Here is an 18,644-nt window from a genome sequence, read left to right as displayed (position 1 = left end):
AGGTAAAGCACTTTCACAGGATATGGAAAGGAAATCAGCCCAGCTCTTCTTTCATTTTGGCCAATGCGATATCTGCCAATAATGGCCATTTCTCAAAATCTGTAGTAAATACAAACCAGTCTTTCAATGGTGGTTTGCTCTTAAAGGGATTGAGCAGACTGTATTGATGGAGACCTTCTGAAGCCGGATCGAAAGATCGTCCCAGGCGGAAACACATCTTATCGTCCCAGTTGAAGAGGAAGTTTTTGCCTTTGTATTGCAGTCCTCTGCTCGACATCATTTTTCCTTCTGTAATTTCTGGTTGATTTTTGAAGTGTTCAATCAGTGCTTCAAATTGTTGTTCTGCCTTATGCATAATGAGAATTGGTTTAATGAAATGCTTTCTTAAAATTCTACTCTGTCGGAGAAGAATACATTGCTCTAATGTTTTCAGCCTGACAGAAATTTAAAGAGAGATAAGTCAACTTTGTAAAAAATATCAGGCATGAAGAAAATATTATCACTTGCCATCATGACGCTTGTCATGGCATGTGGCGGGACAAAACAAGAACAAAATATTCCGGTTGAGTCGAAGCCCGACTATACCAGTCATCATATACCGGCCATTACCAAGGTTTTTGAGGCTCACGGAGGCTATGATAATTGGTCAAACCTTAAATCTCTTTCCTATGAAATGGGAGGAAGCAAGACTTTAGTTGAATTACAAAACCGTTATACCCGCATTGAGTCCGAGAATCAGACTGTGGGTTTCGATGGGGAAAACGTATGGGTATATCCTGCTTCTGAAAATGCGGACAGACAGCGCATGCGTTATAACCTGATGTTCTATTTCTATGCTTTTCCTTTTGTGATAGGAGATCCGGGCGTGAATTATGAGGCGATGGAGCCGGTGGAACTTGATGGTAAAACCTACAATGCGGTTAAAGTAACCTACGATAATGGAGTGGGAGACTCTCCAAACGACTCTTATATAGTGTGTTCTGATCCGCAGACCAATCAAATGCAATGGTTAATGTATACTGCCACTTTCGGTGGTCAGGCCAGCCAGCGTTACAATCTGATTAAGTACGATGGATGGAAAAGTATGGGTGGAGTAATGCTTCCGTCTTCATTGCAATGGTATACTTATGCCGATGGTGAAGTCGGTGACCCGAGAGGAAATGCCACTGCCTTTGAAAACATTCAGGTGTCGAATGACTACCCTGCTATGACAAACTTCGAAATGCCGGAGGGAGCTTCAATAGCCAAAATGCCGGAGGGCAGATAAACAACTTCTTTTTGTTAAGCCTCGGTTGAAGGCTTAAACCTGTAAGATTATTCTCACAGCCAGACAGAGTATTGCGGAGTTATGTTCCTGTATTGCAGGAATGGGCTTCGCATCTCTGCATTTTGGGGCCTTTGGTCTTAGTCAGGCCTGATGTCAATTTCAGCTTACACCTTTATTGTTCCGTCAGCAGTAAAATCCTTGCCAATTTGAGAGGCTTTTTCTCAATTCAGAAATATTTTTGAATTCCATAACCGTGTTAAACACCTTTTACGTTTAAAGCACGGGTTGGAACATGTTTTGTTCCTTCGCTATCCAAAAATGAAAAAGAGCAACATAAAACAATTTAAATCCAGATGAACAAGTCAATTAAATCATTCGCTCTATTCGCTGTTTTAGTTCTATTTCTGGCTTCATGTAAAAGCCAGAAGGCTGTAGTTGACACGCAGCCGGAACCAGAGGTGGAAGAGCCAACACCAACACCTGAACCTGAGCCGGAACCAGAAGTAGAAGAACCGAAAGATGTTCGAAGCGCTCCGGAACCAACTCTCGACACAAGAATCAATAACTATTTTGCGGCAATTGCCAATGCTTCATCTACCGATGTGGCCAATAGAAATATTCGTGAAGCCTTAGGGTTGTTCAACAACGGAAATGCTCCGGTATTAATTATCATCTATTCAGCCAACGGAACTGAAGACTATGATGAGCCAACTGATATTACCAAGTATCTCAATTATATAAAAGACACAGGTAATAACGTTCACCGTGTTATGGAAGTGGTGCGCGATCCGAATGGAAAAATCAAAGAGTTGGTATTAGTGAAAAAATAAGAAGAAGATGAACAAACGATATATTCAAATATTAGCAGTGGCCTTCATAGCAGTTTTCACAAGTACTGCCATGATGGCCCAGAATGCAGTAGATCCTAATAGAGAAAAGGCCATTGATTCACTGGCTTTAGAGAAGGTAAAAGACCTTGGGAAATACATTAAAATCATTGGTAATAAGAATACGCCATATACCGAAGCAACCCGTGTCATGGACAGAGCTGAAGAGCTTTTTGCCCCTGGCTCAGAAATGGGAGTTTCTTCATTAGCTAAAGAGGAAATCGAATACTATAAGGTAAGAGAGTACTTCAGAAGATTAATGGCGCTGAACTATGATAAGGTCACCATTGAATGGTACGATGTACATTACATCTCTGACCTGGAAAGACAGCCTGATGGCAGATATGTAGGAGTAGTTACTATTTATCAGAAGTTTGAAGGTACCAATGGAGATCAGTTAGCCTATAAGGATACTACCAAAAAGGATATTACCATCTACGTTGAAAAGAAAGAAACCCAGATTGCCGGTAGAACCATTGAGTTCTGGGATGTAATTTTGGGTGATATTCGAGTTTCTGAAACATCAATATGATCAAGAGATTATTGCTGATAAGCGGTTTCGCTTTTTTCCTTCTTCCTGGTATGGTCACTGCACAAACCATCACAGAAGATGATGAGGTAGAACAGCAGTTACTGGCCAGTACCAAGCAGTTAAATCAGTTTTTTAGCCGATTTAATGGTGAAGAAGATACAAAAGGAAGAGAGTTTGAACCCGAAGACAGGCAATACAGAAATGCAAGATTAAGGAAAAGATACCTGAGCATTCTCTTCGATGAGGAGAATGCCGGGTTTTCCGAATCTCTGTTCGAAGAGTTTGTCGAAAGAGTAACCAGTGATGATCAACCGGTTTTTCTTGACCTTCATTCTGCAGACTGGTTCGCGACAGTTAATACTACCTTCAGATATAAAGGACGTTCCTGGCCACTCGTATTGTACATGAAGATACAACAGGAAGGCCTCGGCTATGAATGGGTCATCGATGATCTTTCATTCGAACCTTATAAAACCTTATTCGATAAGCAGAGAGGAGAAACCAAAGAGTTTCTTCACCCAATGAGCCATGAGCTGGACTTTATGAATCTAAGAAAAGCAATGGTAAAGGATGGTAGTCCTGAGTCTTATACCATGGCCGATTTTGAGCCGGATTTCCTAACCATATTTCTATATGAAGTGAAAATGGGTTATCTCACTTTCGAAACAGTGAACCGGGTTAACTTCAACTTCTTTACAGTGGATGGCTGGTACTTCTCATTGAATAATTTTAATCGCCCCGGATATAACACCGGATGGCTTATCTCTGATCTGGCTAAAATCAACAGTCAACAGAAAGAAGACCTGTTAAAAATTCTTTATGATAAGAAGTAAGCTATTGCTGGTAGTCTTTGTGTTCGGTCTATGCGGAACCATGAAGGCGCAGGAGTTCGATTCTTTGGCAGATCCCAGAATCGAGCAAGCCAAGGGCATGGTGCAAACCATGGCCTATTATTTCAACTTACTCGGAGGGAAGAGAGCATCAATCGGAGAAAAGGAAACTATTATCAATGAAAGTTATCTGAAGCTGTTTGCCAATGAAAAGGTACAGGTAGAAGATGACTTGCAGGAAGACCGTTCTACAGTCATTTACAAAGACATTCAGGCTTACTTAAAGGATATCGATTTCTTCTTTGAGGAGGCCTATTTTGAATTTCAGATAGACACTGTTCAAAAGCTTTTCAAAGATGATAACACACCTTATTACCGTGTCGACCTTCTGCGAAATCTGGAAGCCGTAAGCCTGGGTGGTGATTCAGTAAATACGACTAAAAGAAGATACGTGGAGCTCAATATGGATGGTGCTAATGAGCTTAAGATAGCGAGTATATACACCACCAAGATCAGCAAAGAAAAACAGCTGAGAGAGTGGTGGTCTTCACTTACACTGGAATGGAAAAAGGTGTTCCAAACCAAATTGGGACTGTTTTATGATAGTCTTTCGACCGATGAACTTTTCAATCTGGTTACTATTGACTCATTGAATATTAGTGGGAATGACCTGATTCTCGACCTGGAGCCGATTTATCAATTGACAGGACTGAAACATCTGAAAATAAGTAATACATGGGTGAATGATCTTCGTCCATTGCTGTCCATTAATAAGCTCCAGTCATTAGATGTGTCTAACACATCGGTTTATGATTTACAATATCTCAAATACCATAAGGACATCAGGAAGCTCAATCTGAGCAACAGTCATGTTGAGGATTTTTCATTGCTCAAGAATTTCGACAAGCTAAAAGAGCTAAATCTCAATGGTATAGCAGGAACGGGACTGAATTTCATTACTGAATTAACAAGTCTTGAGGTGTTGAGGCTGGAAGATGCCAAAGGGTTAAACAGTCTGGACTTCAGTACACTCAGACAATTGAAACAGCTCTACCTTAAGAATAGTGATCTTCTTGCTTTTAGAGGGACAGGCCTAAATCAGCTGAGCATGCTGGATATTTCCGGAACAGAGTTGACCGACCTAACCGACCTGCAGACTTTGACAGGGCTTGAAACCTTGAGAATAGAAAATACAGGAATCACTGAACTGGAGCCAATCATGAGCCTGCCAAGACTCAAGGTAGTTTATGCCAATGGTACATCACTTAGTGAGGCTTCTGTAGAGAACTTCAATGCCCAAAGCAAGGCTTTGCTCATTACGAATTCAGATCAATTGATGGCCTGGTGGAATGGCCTGCCGAGTCCTTTGAAAACCAGATTGAGTGATCGAATGGGTACTTATCAGCCTGCTGTGGAACAACTCTCCGCTTTAGCCCGAATAGATTCACTTGATGCAAGCAATGCCGGACTGAAAAGCCTGGAACCACTGTCGAGGTTTCAGTCATTGAAATATTTGAGCCTTAATGGTAATCGCCTTAGTAAGCTTGATGGCTCCATGCTTTCGTCAAAATTGATTGCCTTGTCGTTGAATGATACAGACCTTAATCAAGTGAGCAATCTGGAGCGCCTCAGTAACCTTGAGATCATCGAAGCCAGAAATACGGGTTTAACTGATCTCACTTCTTTTGGAAACCTTCCACGTTTACAGGTGCTTGATCTTGATGGAAGCAGTATTTCCCGGGAGGAAGTGGCTGACTTAATTAAGAAAAGGCCATCACTGAAAATCAGGTTTATATCTGCTGAGCTTACCAGGTGGTGGGATGAATTGGCTCCGTCTTTAAAAAGAGAATTTGCAGAAAATGCTAAAATATCAAACAGGCCAGATGCTGATGACTTACATACCCTGATTGCCCGTGAGGAGTTGAAGTTTCAGTCCATTAATTTGACGGAATCATTTAATGCTTCACTTGAGCTATTCTACAGGTTGAAGAGTATAGAGTTTCAGCGTGTGAAACTGAATTCCATTAATGACTTACCAGACTTACCTCACCTGGAAGGGTTAGCACTACTCCAGATGCCGGTGAGCGATCTTACCGGTTTAGCGTTGAAGTATCCTGAACTCAAGCAATTGAATATCAGTAATACAGCGGTGGAAGACCTTCGACCATTGTCTGGCTTAACTACGCTGGAATTGTTGAATTGCTCTGGAACCAATGTTAAGCGATTCAGGGGTTTGGAAGGTCTTCAGAATCTGAGGGAAATAGATTGCTCCAATACTAAAGTCTTTAGGTTAGATCGGTTGACAGAATTGAAAAGTCTTCAGAAAATCACTTGCTTCAATACCGGCCTTCGTCAAAATGACATCGACAAACTACTGGAGAGTTTGCCTGATGTTGAGATTATATTCTATTGAATGGTTTAGAAACCTCGCGCCTCCTGCGATTTAAGATTCACCGCAAAAGACGCGAAGTTTCAAAGGAGGCTACTCGAACCTCTTGAAAATGGCTGTGGCAATATGGCCACCAAAGCCAAAGGTATTACTCATGGCATAGCGTATGTCATGCTTTTGAGCTTTACCGAGTGTAAGATCAAACTTGCCGGCCCATTCCTCATCTACCTCTTTAGTGTTAATGGTAGGGGGAATGATACCCTCTTCAATAGCCTTAATGGAAGCAATGGCCTCAATCGCCCCTGCCGCTCCTAAGAGATGGCCTGTCATGGATTTTGTAGCTGATGCTTTTACTCGGGGCGTATCGCCAAACACCCTTTGCATAGCAACCAGCTCACTCTGGTCACCAACCGGAGTTGAAGTAGCATGCAGATTAATGTAGTCAATATCTTCCGCTTTGATTTCAGCATCCTCCAGGGCTTCGTGCATACCTAATACAGCTCCTTCTCCTTCAGGGTGAGTCCCTGTCAGATGGTAAGCATCGGCTGCCATGCCACCTCCGGCAACTTCAGCGATGATATTCGCCCCTCTGGCCATGGCATGTTCATAAGACTCCAGTACAAGGGCGCCAGCGCCTTCACCCATGACAAATCCATCGCGGGTTTTGTCGAAAGGACGTGAGGCCGTAGCAGCTTCTTCATTGTTGGTACTCAAAGCCCTTGACGCATTGAAGCCTCCCAGTCCGGCCGCGGTAATTGGCGCCTCAGAACCACCGGTGATGATCATATTGGCTTTACCCCATCGGATGTAATTGAATGCATCGATAATGGCAGTGGTGCCTGTAGCACAAGCGGAAATACAAGTGAAGTTGATGCCGCGAAGGCCGTATTTCATGGAAATTACCCCGGAAGCAATGTCTGCTATGATTTTCGGAATGAAAAAAGGATTGAACCGGGGATTCTCATCCCTCTTGGCATAGTCAATCATTTCCTCGGTGAATGTTTCAATACCTCCATTACCTGAGCCCCAGATCACACCGATTTTGTTTCTGTTCAACTCTTCGAAGTTGATCCCGGCATGTTTAACAGCTTCTTCAACAGCTACGAGTGCGTAGGAGGTAAAGCGGTCATACTTCCTTGATTCACTTCTGGGAATATGATCTTCAAGATTGAAGTCTTTTAGTTCACAGGCAAAGTGAGTTTTGAATTTGCTTGTGTCAAAACGAGTGATCTCCCCGGCTCCACTTACACCAGCTTTCAGGTTGGTCCAGTAGTCGTTGAGATTATTACCGATGGGAGTTAGTGCTCCCATGCCTGTTATTACAACTCTTTTCATTGTTTTAATTCCTTTTCTATAATCTTTTTTAAGTGATTCAGCAGGGATGTAAAGCTTGTCATATCCTGCATACCTTTAGAGATCAGAATAGTGCCTTCAATACCTGCTATAATCAGACTAGCCATTTCACTGGCATGGACTTCTCCATTAAACTCTCCGGTTGTCTGACCTTCGAGTATCACTCCTTCCAGTTCTGTTCTCCAATTAAGGAAGGTTTGTTTAACCCTTTCCTGCAATAGAGGATATCCATCATCAGCTTCAATAGAACTGTTCATCAAGGCGCATCCACCGCTTTTATAAACATGAGGAAAGCTTTCCTCATAGAATAGAAAGAGCTTGTCCAGCTTTGTCCAGGCATTACCCGTAGAGGCCAGTGCTTTGAAAAGTCCTTTCTGGAAGAATTTGAGATTGTGTTCATAACAGGCTAGTGCCAGCGCATCTTTATCCTGGAAGTTTCCATAGATCGCACCTTTGGTGAGTCCGGTCGCCTCTGTTATGTCATGTAATGAAGTACCATACACTCCCTTTTTGTTGAATATGGGAGCTACCTTTTCAATAATGAACTTTTTGGTACGTTCTGACTTAGTCATTACTACAAAAATATACCAATTGGTATAAAAATCAAAACGAGCTCATTTTTAAGTTGACCAGAATGTTTGCGTGCTGACCAGAAGTTCGTTCATGTAAAATATCATATGAATCTGTTCAAACTCGTTTACATTGAAGGTTTAAACCATATATCTATGAAACTCAGAATTTTAACAGCGCTTGCTTTTTTTACCTTGGTCGGTCACCAATTATCAGCTCAGGACAGGGAGTTTGTCAATCCAATCATTAAGAATTACGGAGGCATACTCGACTTGCCAGACGTGGATGTTAAACCAGATCCGGATATGGAATACAAAATCCTGATTGAAGAAATCTTCAAAATGGATCGTCCCGACAGAGTTAATTTCTCTGCCATGAATGTCGCCAGGCTGATTAATCTACATGCCGTTGGTGGAGTAAAGAAGGAAAACCTTAAGGTTACGTTGGTGATTCATGGAATGGCCACTAACACAGTAGTTAACAGTGAAGCTTACCAAGGCAAATATTCAGAAGTAGAAGAGAACCCATACATAAAGCTGTACAAAGAACTGGCAGAGAGTGGGGTAGAGCTGATTGTCTGTGGTCAGTCATTGACCCTGCAAGGACATACAAAGGCCGATGTTATCCCTGAAGTGAAGATCGCTACTTCTGCCTTAACAGCTGTTACTACCTATCAGCTAAAGGGCTATGCTTACTTTAAGTGGGATTAGAAGTTTAATTTCTCGTTGACTATTAGCAAGGAATTGTTTCAATTGGGCCTACATTAGAAAAGCTCATGAAAAACTTTCGAAATATATTCCTTGCTACCTGCTGTTTCTTCCTTTCAATCGCTGCCCATGGTCAGGAAATGATCAATCCGGTTATTAAAGGATATGGTGGTATCATGGATGCTCCGCATGCCATGGAAAAGCCTGATCCCAACATGGAGTATAAGATTATTATCGATGTAGCCACTGGTGATTCCAACCCGGATCAGGTGATGTATTCCTTAGTGAATGTTGCCCGGTTACTGAATTTACATGCCATGGGAGGAGTACCAAAAGAAAAAATGCATGTGGTCTTAGCCATTCATGCCAGTGCCGTTTGGTCAGTATTAGACAATGAGACCTATAAAGCTAAATATGATGTGGATAATCCCCACCTGCCATTGTTTAAGGAACTGAAGGATGCCGGGGTTCAGATTTTTGTATGTTCACAATCATTGATGGGAAGAAACATTGATCACACGAAGCTTGCCCCTGAGGTAGTGGTTGCCACCTCTATGCTTACCACCCTTACCACCTACCAGTTGAAAGGGTATGCTGCTTTGAAGTTTTAGAAAGGAAAGGATAGGCTTGTCGTTTAGGGGAGTGTCACCACACTGACCCCCACCTGGTTGCTGTTGCCCATATTGGGTAATATGTGGCAAACATCTTCTAGTGATACCCTTTTCTGAATCAGTTGCTCAGGTTGAAGTCTACCGCTTTCAATCATTGCGAGCATTTCCGGGTAGGCATGTGCCTGCATACCATGACTGCCAAGAATCTCCAGTTCATTGGCTACTACCAGTTGCATGGGCAGATGAGGTTCAAAATCATCGCCAGCCAGTAGTCCCACCTGAATATGCCTGCCACGCTTCCGTAAATTAGCAATGGAATTATAGGCGGTCTGTTTATTTCCCAACGCATCCAGTGAGAGATGGGCCCCTCCTTGAGTAATGTCTTTCACAGCTTCGACTGGGGACGTTTTTGTTGCCTCAATGCATGTGTCAGCTCCCAACTGCTTAGCTAGTTGCAAGGCTGATTCGTTAATGTCTATGGCAATTACCTGAGCTCCATGTGCTTTGGCAATCATAATAGCCGAGAGTCCAACACCACCACAGCCATGAACAGCAACCCATTGTCCACTTTGAACTTTACCCTGATGAACAACTGCCCGATAGGAGGTGATGAACCGACAGCCTAAACTGGCGGCTGTATCAAATGAAATGTTGTCTGGAAGCTTGACCAGATTAGTATCCGCATAATGGATGCACACATGTTCGGCAAAACTGCCCCAATGAGTAAAGCCTGGCTGAAACTGATAATCGCAAACCTGATGATTGCCGGAAGCGCATTGCTCGCAGTTGCCACAGCCCCCTACAAAAGGAACAGTTACTCTGTCTCCGACATTGAATCGTTTGATGCCCTTGCCTATGGCAGCCACCGTACCTGCCAGCTCGTGACCGGGCACATGGGGTAGTCGTATATCCGCATCATGCCCCATCCATCCGTGCCAGTCAGACCTGCAGAGTCCGGTGGCTTCTACTTTAAGTACAACGCTATTGGCGATGGCTTCAGGATCAGGTAACTGTTCAATGGTAATGGGGCCACCGAAGGTCTCGTAAAGAGCAGCTTTCATAATTAATCGACATCAGATTTTCTCCGACAAGTAAAGCAAAAGCCGAATAAAACGATACACTTTTAGGTAACTCATTGATTTCTGTACTTTCTTTGTACCAAACAAACCCAAGCTTATGTATAAAGGACTAGTTCACGCTCACTCAGGATTAAGATGGATCATTCTCATCCTTCTCTTAGCCGCAATCTTCAATGCCTTCTCTAAAAAGAAGAATGGTATCTGGACTGCCAAAGACAAAAAGATCAGCCTATTTGCCATGGTTTTTACACATGTTCAATTGATTCTGGGCCTTGTACTTTACTTCATGAGCGACTACGTTCAGTTCTCTGATGGATTTATGAAAAACCCAATCTACCGATTCTACTCAATAGAGCATATTACGCTTATGATTCTGGCCATTATTGCCATCACGGTAGGTTACAGTAAATCGAAGAGAGCAGCTTCTGATATTCAGAAATTCAAAGCTGTATTTACCTGGTATGTGATCGGACTACTACTGATCCTGGCCGGTATTCCATGGCCCATGAGAATTGAAACAGCCGGTTGGTTTTAAACCTCAAAAGCATTCAATACAAACGAAACCCTTGGTTAATGCCAGGGGTTTTTTATTGGGCGTGCCCCTGCGGGTCGGGCTATCCGCTTTTACTCCTCGCCAGGTTCACCACCTGTCTGTGGGGTAGTCGCTTCTATCCCTCACGCCACGTCCGTTACTGTTGGCTGTTTAAAATTAACTGACGGTAGAATCTGATGGCATTCTCATAGTCCTCTACCAGTATGTGTTCATCAATACCGTGGAAAGTACTGATGTTTTCCTCATTAATATGATAGGGAACAAAGCGGTAAATGTTATCACTCAAAGGGCTATAGTGTCGTGAGTCGGTAGCGGCAATAACCAGGTTAGGGGCAGTGAGGGTCTTTTCAAAGATCTCATTAATACTTCGGTTGATTATTTCATAACCCCATGAGTCAATGGGTGAGACAGGTGAGGGCTCACTATTGAATCCATAAAAGCGAGCCTTTACACGTTCATCGTCAATCACCTCAATCGCATGTGCCAGTACATCTTCAGCTGTTTGCCCCGGAATTATTCTGAAGTTGACCAGGGCCCTGGCCGATGTTGGAATCACATTCTCTTTGATCCCCGCTTCAAAGATAGTCGGAGCGGTAGTAGTTCTGACCAGTGCATTCCCTGCATTGCTGGCATTCTCATAAGTCGAGATAATCAGTGGCTTGAATAGCCCTTTGTTAGCGAAGGCCATTTTATTCACAAAACCCATTTCCGGACCCAACTGGTCTATAAAGCCCGCCATGGCTTCTGAAATAGTCGCTTCCATGGGTTTTTCCTTTAATCGGGCTATGGCACCCGCAAGCACGTCAATAGCTGTAGCCGATGCCGGTTGAGACGAATGTCCTCCTTCCATGTCTACCGTAAACTCAATGGTCGTAGAACCTTTTTCAGCAATACCAATCATCGCGACATCAGGATCAATACCGGGAATCAGTTTTTGGGTAATGGCATAACCCTCATCCAAAACATACTCGGCTTGAATACCCTGAGATTGTAAGGCATTCACTATGCTAACAGCTCCCAGGTCGCCACCAACTTCCTCATCATGGCCAAAGGCCAGGTAAATACTTCTTTCAGGTTGAAAGCCTTCATGTAGTAGCATTTCGACTGCTTCGAGGATACCTATGACAGAGAACTTGTCGTCAATGGTACCACGTCCCCAGATTTTGCCATCACGAATTTCAGCCGCAAAGGGGTCAACGGACCATTTATCAGGAGAGGCTATGGGCACCACATCCAAATGACCCATGAGTATAATGGGCTTTAGAGAACTGTTACTTCCCTTCCATTCATAAAGATGGCTGTACGCATTGAAGGTTTGGTGGTTTAACAGACTATCTGTGAGTGGATAGGTGTTCCTGAGAAAGCTGTTAAACAGCTCGAACTGGGTAGAATCGAAATCTTCAGCCTTTTCATGAGAAATGGTCTTTAACTGAATGGCTGTCTGGAGATGTTCAATGGCCTGTTCGGCTATAGCTACCTGAGCCACAGGTTCAATCTCCATTTGTTTAGACTTAAATGTAAAAGTATTGAAGAGTAGATAGGCTACCAACAAGACCAACATGGTGAACAGTCCCAATAACAGCTTCTTCATAGGCCAAATGCTTTGTTCTACAAGTTATATAATTAAGCCATGGAGCTGCTTTCAGTATGCCTTAAAATCAGGTAAAAGTTGAACACTCAGGAATTTCCCGACATCAACTGAGCAATTATTCTGGTACTCTTGTACTGCTCAAAAAGCACTTTCAAAAACACGGTGATTGGAATTGACATGACCAGTCCCGGTACTCCCCAGACAAAGCCCCATAGCATCAAGGCGATGAGAATGGTAATGACATTGATTGAAAATGATTTTCCCATAAAAATAGGTTCCAGCACACCACCTATCAGCACCTGTACTCCCGTTGCACTTAAGGCAAAGAAGAGTAGCATTGAGGCCGATTCAATTTCTACAAAAGCAAAGATACTCACGGTGATGACGCAAATGACTGAACCTACCATTTGAACAAAGTTGATGAGGAAGGCGAAAAGTCCCCAGAAGATGGGAAAGCTTACTCCAAACATCCAGCAAACCAGTCCAGTACCCAGTCCTGTGAGAAAGCTCACAAAGAACTTCACCTTGATAAAGGTGAGCAGGTCTTTCTCAATTTTCCTGAAGGTTTTCACTGAAGTAAATTGCTGCTTAATCAGTGTAGAACGCATAATCTTCTGGACATCAAAAGATTCTGCCAGGAGTAGCAAGACAAAGAAAACGGTAGTGAGGGTCATTGAAACAGTTCCGCTGACAAAGTCTACCGTAGGGACGAAGTTTTTCATCAATGCTTCTTTGCTAATGAAGTCTTTCATAGTTTCCTCGCCATTCAGGAAGTCTACTCCAAAAAAGCCTTCCAGTTGAATAACCAGAAGCGATAGCTTGCTCTTTGCCTGCTCAAAGAATTGATTGTCTGTGGCAAGAATCTCTTTGCTCGAAAGCTGTACTAACTCACCAAATAGCTTAAAGAATGCCGCAATGATCAGCACTACCAGAAAGATATTGACATACTTAGGAATGCCTCGTCTTTTCAGCCAACGCATCATGGGCAGAAAGATGAGTGCAATGAACATTGAAGAAATCAGCGGAATGAATATGAATGACAAGGTTTTCAGAATATAGAAAACCAAAGGCACTGCAATAATCAAGAGAAGTAAATTGGTGGTTTTGCGGTCGTTCATGGCTTCATACTGATGTAACAAAGGTAAGCTACAAATTGACGCAAAACCTCAAAACCGACCGAAATCAGTAAGTTTTCGTCATGTCTTTATCTACGCAAATAATGAAGTCAGCCTCATTGAGAAATTCTTCATTCAGTTTCGTAATATCTGCCTGTTCAACCGTAGTAATGGTAAGCATGTTCAGGCCGGGACGATACTGATTCAGGTACCATAGAATGCCTTCATGATATCCCGAATGGTAAGAGCCATTGTAGTGAATGAATAGTTTGCCCTCTTCATAATTACTGGCTATAAAATGGCCCATGGTTGCATCTTTGGATGCCTGTGCTTTAACCAGGTTGGGAGTGCCATGTCCACCCATCATATCAAGAATGTTTACATACCTCGGTAGATTGGCATCGTAAGGAATAGGCTGAGGGGCAATCCAGCTTTTCTCCTCATTACTTAATGTTTCCAGGGCTTCAAAACCATCTTTGTTGACGAGACTGGCATATCTTTTGGGAATATTGGTAGCAATAAACCTAAGGTCATTTGCCTTGGCATAGTCGATCAGAGGGGCGTAGTCTGTAGGATAGTTTTTCCAAAGTCTGGCTAAAGTATCCAATGCTTTCTGATTGATTTTTCCAGCCAGGTAATCGTCCAGTTCATCCTGATTGTCAGCCTCCATCATTTCAGCTCCTAGTATCAGTCCACGTGACTGGCCCAGCTCTGCGGTCACTTCATACTGAAGCCAGTGTGCTATGGGGTTGTTATGAAGCTCTCCAAAGAAAACGACATCCTGCTTAGCTAAAGCTTTCATCATTTTCTTATAGCTGACTTTTTTACCCTTGGCATTGTAGATCACATAAGGCCCGTTGTTTTGGGCGAAGCTAAAAAGGGCGAATACTGATAAGATCAGGCTGAATAAAAACTTTCTCATAGGTTTAATTAGAAACTCTGAAATATAACTGATCTACACCTGTATTCTTAGAGTCAGGGTGATAGGCGGTAATGATCACTTCATGACTGCCTGTTTTTTCCAATTTCAGCGGAGCTGTAAAAGTGTTGTCAGTGGGGTTACTCATACTAATGGTTTTCCAGTAGGTGCCGTTTACATAGATGGCAGCTTCTACTTCCATTGGGTCAGAATCCCAGGTGCCGCCTGAAGAAATAGTACAGCCACACATCATTACAATGTTCGCCTTCAATTCGATTTCAATATCTTTTTCTATAGAAAAGCCCTGATGTGCCTGAGGATAAAGGCCGTCAACAACAAATCCCGGAATTTCCAGAATAATGCCCTGGTCGTCCATATGCTTGCCAGGGATCAGCCATACCTGGGTTTGACTTACTACACTTGATTCGTGATTTACAGACCCTATGGCTTCAATATCCACCAGCACCGGTTTGGTCAAGCGGAGGGTCGTTTCGAAACGGGCTGCTCCCTCAGTGATATCCATATACCGCTCTCTGGGAGTGTTCATAATGATGCCTGTGTTACCTGTTCCACCCTCGGTTAATCCTTTAGCCAGGACTTCGTGAGTTTGCGCATCACGAATAATGATGAGAGAGCCACCCATGCTGGTGCCTATGAATTTGGCATCTTTTGCCTGTGTTCTGACAATAACCTGGGTGTCTTTGGCTTCCTGAGAGTAAGCTGTAAAACAGAGGAGCAATAAAAAGGTGATCAGTAAATTTCGCATGGTTGAATTTAGCTTAGCATGTGTTAAAAACCTTGTGGCTTTACATTTTTAGTAAATAGGATATTAATGTATGTATCTTAAGTGACCGAATGCATAACTAGACTGAAAATATAAGATGAGTCTTGTATAACTTGATTCGGCAGAATATCTTGAACTCCTTATTATATATTATTTGATGGAAGTACAATACCCCCGCACAATTTTAAGGATCAAGGCTATGTTTATAGATGCAGTTCTCATCCTCATTTTATTCATTGCTCTGTCCTATCTTTTCGACACAATTGGGCCAATTCAAGACTGGGTAAAAATTCTGATTTATGTGTGGGTGTTTTACTTTTATGAGCCTTATTGGGTTGGCTTCAATGGAGGAACCATTGGACATAAACTGATGGGGATTGAAGTAAGAATGGAGGATGACAGGTCTCGGAAAATTGGTTTTTTGAATTCCTTACTTCGTTTTGTTATTAAGGCCTCACTTGGATGGATTTCTTTTATTGTTTCTTATACAAGGGAAGACAGCCGATGTATTCATGATTTGGTTTGCAATACGGCAGTGTACTATAAAAAGGACGTTACGGATTAACTTTACCTCACTTTTGCTTTCTTGATCATTTTGGCGAACAGTCCGGGAAGAAAGCGTTTCACATAAGCACCATAGGATTCGCGGCCGATATAGACTTCTCTTTTCTCTTTTGACATAGCACTGATAATCACTTTAGCGCATGCTTCGGGAGTCAGTCCATGGGCTTGTGCATCATCCATACTGCCTAGCGAAGAACCATCACCGGTAAAAGCATTGACGCTGACGTTAGTTTTGACAAAGCCTGGTGCGGCTATGGTTACTTTGATTCCACTGTCTTCTAATTCTGCTCTCAGGCTATCGAAGAAGCCATGCAGAGCGTGCTTACTGGCTGCATAACCTGAACGATATGGAGTGCCGAAAATTCCGGTCAGGCTGGTGACAACCACAAAATGCCCTGAACCTCGGCTTAGCATATGAGGGAGGATGGCTTTGGTCAGTCCGACAGAACCAAAGTAGTTCACTTCCATCAGGTCTCTGTCAACTTGCAACTTGGTGTCTTTGACCAAAGATCGCTGACTGCGACCTCCATTGTTAATCAGTATATCAACCTGTCCAAAAGCTTCCAGGGCCAGCTTAACTTTAGCGTCAAACTCATCAGACTTCATTAGGTCGAGGGGGAGAATAGCAATGCGTTCCTGATGCTGGCAGGTAGATTTTACCCTCTCTAATTCCTCTTTTCTCCTTGAAGACAGAATAAGATTGACTCCAAGAGTGGAAAGTTGTTTAGCCAGTGCTTCTCCAATCCCGGATGATGCTCCGGTAAGCCAAATGGTTTTGTTTTGTAGGTTCATACCCCTTGCCCTCCGTCCACCTCCTAAAAAGGGGAGGTGTCAGACCAGGACTATTTTTTTGTATAAGTTACAAAGTCGAACGCATATTGGTGCTTTTCATCGATAGGGTGATGCACTCTTCTTTCTTCGTCCCAGTCTCTGTGGTCGAAGTCAGGGAAGAAAGTATCAGCTCCTTCAATAATGGCATTTACCTCGGTGATATGCATTTTATCTACCAGGCCTTTATCGAGTGAGTCTTTATAAATGATTCCTCCTCCGATAACGAATACTTCTTGAACCCCAAGTGTTTGTTCAGCCAGATCAAAGGCCGCTTCCAGGCTATTGACAGCATAATGACCTTCGGGAGCGGTATAGTCTTCTTGCCTGGTGACAATAATGAATGTGCGCTTTGGAAGTAAGCCTGGCAGAGAATCGAAAGTCTTTCGTCCTAAAATAACAGCATGATTCAGTGTAACCTGTTTGAAAAATCGAAAGTCATCGGGGAGATGCCAAAGGAGGTCGTTATTCTTTCCAATGGCATTGTTCCTTGCTTTAGCTGCTACTATGGTTTTGATCATAAGCTGTTTCCTCTTAGAAAGTCTTCGATAGACATACGTTTCTTACCCTGCATTTGCAGTTCTTCAATGGCGAGGGCTTTGCCTCCGGTTTGAATATGAAGATAGGTTTTGTTATCGGTACTGAAATCACCAGGTTGTTCACCTGCTACAGTAAAGTCCAGTTTCTGAGCTTTATAAATTTTAAACTGGGTGCCATTTAAAGTGGTCCAGGCAGCAGGGTAGGGTGAAAGACCACGAATGAAGTTATAGACTTCTTCGGATGATTTACTCCAGTCAATTTCGCAGGTTTCTTTAAAGATTTTTGGTGCGTGTTTGATTTCCTGTGCTTCGTTTTGGGGTAATTGCGGATAGTCACCTGCCTGAATTGCTTCCACGGTTTTGAGTACAAGTTTAGCACCTCGGTCCATTAGACGCAGGTATAAATCGCCAACATTGTCGTCTTCTTCGATAGGTTCTTTTTCCTGGAAAATGATATTTCCTGTATCAATCTCATGTTTGAGGAAGAAGGTCGTTACCCCGGTTTCCTTTTCCCCATTGATAATAGCCCAGTTAATAGGCGCTGCTCCCCTGTACTGCGGTAGGAGGGAAGCGTGCAGGTTGAATGTTCCAATTTCAGGCATATCCCATACTACCTCCGGCAGCATACGGAAGGCGACCACAATTTGGAGGTTGGCCTGATAGCTTTGAAGCTCCTCAATAAACTCAGGCGACTTAAGGTTGGTTGGTTGAAGTACCGGAATGTTCTGTTCAACAGCATAATCTTTCACCGGAGAGGTAGCCACCTTTTGTCCCCGACCTTTGGGTTTGTCTGGAGCTGTGATGACAGCTACCACATTGAATCCGTTTTCAACCAGTATTTGTAAGCTTGGCACTGCAAATTCAGGAGTGCCCATGTATATAATTCGGAGATCAGTCATTCAGTATTTTTCTGAGTCTCAAAAATAGGGAATGTATTGGAAGGTTCATTGCCTTTGAAACTTCAAGTATCCACCCCTAACCCCGCCAGCGGGGACACTAAGACCGCTATAGCATCGGCTTGTACGAATATCCTCCGCTGGCGGAGCTGTCCGTAGGACGGAGGTGGATTTTAATACAACCTAAAAGCTGATTAGGAAAACTGATTTAATATGTCCAAAATTTAGGAGGCAGAATTAGTACTATTGTACCTTCCTTTATAGACTTTTATGATATGCCTCAATTGGGCGACTGAGGTGGAGTACGCAGTAATGTCAATATTCAGCGTTTTATTGGAAGACCTTTTCTCTTAGCTGAAACAGCTTTTGTTTCTCAAGTTCTTGAATTAGGTGATTCTGTCTAGAAGTTCTAATTTCCGTTTTTTCAAAAAAAAAACTTCCTTCTGGCTCAATTAGCCCGACAGTATCAGTTTCAAGTCTTAATTCAAAAGGGTCTTCAGTTTTAGATAGTGCCCAAATTCTCCATTGAGTTATTGCAAAACTCCAATACAACCATGCAAATAGGAATTCTATTAGAAAACCCAACAGAACATATTGACTTTCCAGAATTTCAAATGAAACTAAATATAG

General features: G+C 42.8%; 20 protein-coding genes. 9 read left to right on the top strand and 11 right to left on the bottom strand.

From position 1 onward, the window contains the following. Positions 1 to 34: 34 nt before the first annotated feature. On the bottom strand, positions 35 to 355 hold the full coding sequence (locus ACOOEY_RS05630; RefSeq protein ID WP_420387698.1) for a hypothetical protein: 321 nt from the start codon (positions 353 to 355) through the stop codon (positions 35 to 37). Positions 356 to 484: 129 nt separating this feature from the next. Between ACOOEY_RS05630 and ACOOEY_RS05625 the strand changes: the two genes are divergently transcribed. From ACOOEY_RS05625 to ACOOEY_RS05605, 5 genes are all read left to right on the top strand, one after another. Continuing rightward, positions 485 to 1,267 (top strand): DUF6503 family protein, encoded by a 783-nt coding sequence (locus ACOOEY_RS05625; protein WP_420387697.1) that lies wholly within the window; start codon positions 485 to 487, stop codon positions 1,265 to 1,267. Positions 1,268 to 1,620: 353 nt separating this feature from the next. Beyond that, positions 1,621 to 2,097 carry a nucleoid-structuring protein H-NS gene (locus ACOOEY_RS05620; RefSeq protein WP_420387696.1) on the top strand — a complete coding sequence of 159 codons (477 nt, stop codon included), beginning with the start codon at positions 1,621 to 1,623 and terminating at the stop codon, positions 2,095 to 2,097. A 7-nt stretch (positions 2,098 to 2,104) separates the two neighbouring features. Continuing rightward, entirely contained in the window at positions 2,105 to 2,686 is a 582-nt protein-coding gene (locus ACOOEY_RS05615; RefSeq protein WP_420387695.1) for a hypothetical protein, read from the top strand. After that, on the top strand, positions 2,683 to 3,519 hold the full coding sequence (locus ACOOEY_RS05610) for a hypothetical protein (protein WP_420387694.1): 837 nt from the start codon (positions 2,683 to 2,685) through the stop codon (positions 3,517 to 3,519). Before ACOOEY_RS05615 ends, ACOOEY_RS05610 begins: the two co-directional genes overlap by 4 nt. Then, the gene (locus tag ACOOEY_RS05605) at positions 3,506 to 5,929 is read left to right on the top strand and encodes a hypothetical protein (RefSeq protein WP_420387693.1); all 2,424 of its coding nucleotides are present in this window, start codon (positions 3,506 to 3,508) and stop codon (positions 5,927 to 5,929) included. The genes ACOOEY_RS05610 and ACOOEY_RS05605 overlap by 14 nt, the downstream gene beginning before the upstream one ends. 69 nt (positions 5,930 to 5,998) lie before the next feature. On the opposite strand, the gene fabF is transcribed toward ACOOEY_RS05605, so the two are convergent. Together fabF and ACOOEY_RS05595 are read right to left on the bottom strand one after the other, a co-directional pair. Next, complete coding sequence (gene fabF, locus ACOOEY_RS05600; RefSeq protein WP_420387692.1) at positions 5,999 to 7,240, bottom strand: beta-ketoacyl-ACP synthase II; 1,242 nt, start codon at positions 7,238 to 7,240, stop codon at positions 5,999 to 6,001. Further along, the gene (locus ACOOEY_RS05595; RefSeq protein ID WP_420387691.1) at positions 7,237 to 7,830 is read right to left on the bottom strand and encodes a TetR/AcrR family transcriptional regulator; all 594 of its coding nucleotides are present in this window, start codon (positions 7,828 to 7,830) and stop codon (positions 7,237 to 7,239) included. The genes fabF and ACOOEY_RS05595 overlap by 4 nt, the downstream gene beginning before the upstream one ends. Positions 7,831 to 7,983: 153 nt before the next feature. On the opposite strand from ACOOEY_RS05595, the gene ACOOEY_RS05590 reads away from it, so the two are divergent. Next, positions 7,984 to 8,538, top strand: coding sequence for a DsrE family protein (locus ACOOEY_RS05590; protein WP_420387690.1), 555 nt, complete (start codon positions 7,984 to 7,986; stop codon positions 8,536 to 8,538). A 65-nt stretch (positions 8,539 to 8,603) separates the two neighbouring features. Further along, the gene (locus ACOOEY_RS05585) at positions 8,604 to 9,146 is read left to right on the top strand and encodes a DsrE family protein (RefSeq protein ID WP_420387689.1); all 543 of its coding nucleotides are present in this window, start codon (positions 8,604 to 8,606) and stop codon (positions 9,144 to 9,146) included. Between the two features lie 23 nt (positions 9,147 to 9,169). On the opposite strand, the gene ACOOEY_RS05580 is transcribed toward ACOOEY_RS05585, so the two are convergent. Beyond that, entirely contained in the window at positions 9,170 to 10,207 is a 1,038-nt protein-coding gene (locus tag ACOOEY_RS05580; protein WP_420387688.1) for a zinc-dependent alcohol dehydrogenase family protein, read from the bottom strand. Positions 10,208 to 10,322: 115 nt separating this feature from the next. Between ACOOEY_RS05580 and ACOOEY_RS05575 the strand changes: the two genes are divergently transcribed. Further along, complete coding sequence (locus tag ACOOEY_RS05575; protein ID WP_420387687.1) at positions 10,323 to 10,760, top strand: cytochrome B; 438 nt, start codon at positions 10,323 to 10,325, stop codon at positions 10,758 to 10,760. A gap of 154 nt (positions 10,761 to 10,914) precedes the next feature. Here ACOOEY_RS05575 and ACOOEY_RS05570 read toward each other — a convergent pair whose 3' ends face one another. From ACOOEY_RS05570 to ACOOEY_RS05555, 4 genes are all read right to left on the bottom strand, one after another. Beyond that, complete coding sequence (locus ACOOEY_RS05570; RefSeq protein ID WP_420387686.1) at positions 10,915 to 12,369, bottom strand: M20 family peptidase; 1,455 nt, start codon at positions 12,367 to 12,369, stop codon at positions 10,915 to 10,917. An 86-nt stretch (positions 12,370 to 12,455) separates the two neighbouring features. Next, on the bottom strand, positions 12,456 to 13,487 hold the full coding sequence (locus tag ACOOEY_RS05565) for an AI-2E family transporter (protein ID WP_420387685.1): 1,032 nt from the start codon (positions 13,485 to 13,487) through the stop codon (positions 12,456 to 12,458). Between the two features lie 64 nt (positions 13,488 to 13,551). After that, positions 13,552 to 14,406 carry a ChaN family lipoprotein gene (locus ACOOEY_RS05560; protein ID WP_420387684.1) on the bottom strand — a complete coding sequence of 285 codons (855 nt, stop codon included), beginning with the start codon at positions 14,404 to 14,406 and terminating at the stop codon, positions 13,552 to 13,554. Between the two features lie 4 nt (positions 14,407 to 14,410). Next, on the bottom strand, positions 14,411 to 15,169 hold the full coding sequence (locus tag ACOOEY_RS05555; protein ID WP_420387683.1) for a hypothetical protein: 759 nt from the start codon (positions 15,167 to 15,169) through the stop codon (positions 14,411 to 14,413). A gap of 175 nt (positions 15,170 to 15,344) precedes the next feature. Between ACOOEY_RS05555 and ACOOEY_RS05550 the strand changes: the two genes are divergently transcribed. Then, the gene (locus ACOOEY_RS05550) at positions 15,345 to 15,752 is read left to right on the top strand and encodes an RDD family protein (RefSeq protein ID WP_420387682.1); all 408 of its coding nucleotides are present in this window, start codon (positions 15,345 to 15,347) and stop codon (positions 15,750 to 15,752) included. Between the two features lie 2 nt (positions 15,753 to 15,754). Here ACOOEY_RS05550 and ACOOEY_RS05545 read toward each other — a convergent pair whose 3' ends face one another. Genes ACOOEY_RS05545 through fmt form a run of 3 tightly spaced genes read right to left on the bottom strand, consistent with a single transcriptional unit; the run spans position 15,755 to position 18,017 of the window. Beyond that, positions 15,755 to 16,543 carry an SDR family oxidoreductase gene (locus tag ACOOEY_RS05545; RefSeq protein ID WP_420387681.1) on the bottom strand — a complete coding sequence of 263 codons (789 nt, stop codon included), beginning with the start codon at positions 16,541 to 16,543 and terminating at the stop codon, positions 15,755 to 15,757. A gap of 50 nt (positions 16,544 to 16,593) precedes the next feature. Then, positions 16,594 to 17,100: a dihydrofolate reductase gene (locus ACOOEY_RS05540; RefSeq protein WP_420387680.1), complete on the bottom strand. Its 507-nt coding sequence runs from the start codon at positions 17,098 to 17,100 to the stop codon at positions 16,594 to 16,596. Next, on the bottom strand, positions 17,097 to 18,017 hold the full coding sequence (gene fmt, locus ACOOEY_RS05535) for a methionyl-tRNA formyltransferase (RefSeq protein ID WP_420387679.1): 921 nt from the start codon (positions 18,015 to 18,017) through the stop codon (positions 17,097 to 17,099). Before fmt ends, ACOOEY_RS05540 begins: the two co-directional genes overlap by 4 nt. Positions 18,018 to 18,644: the final 627 nt, after the last annotated feature.

Origin of the sequence: Roseivirga sp. (assembly GCF_965216855.1) — a bacterium.
Lineage (GTDB): Bacteria > Bacteroidota > Bacteroidia > Cytophagales > Cyclobacteriaceae > Roseivirga.
This window is presented reverse-complemented; position numbering and strand designations above follow the sequence as displayed.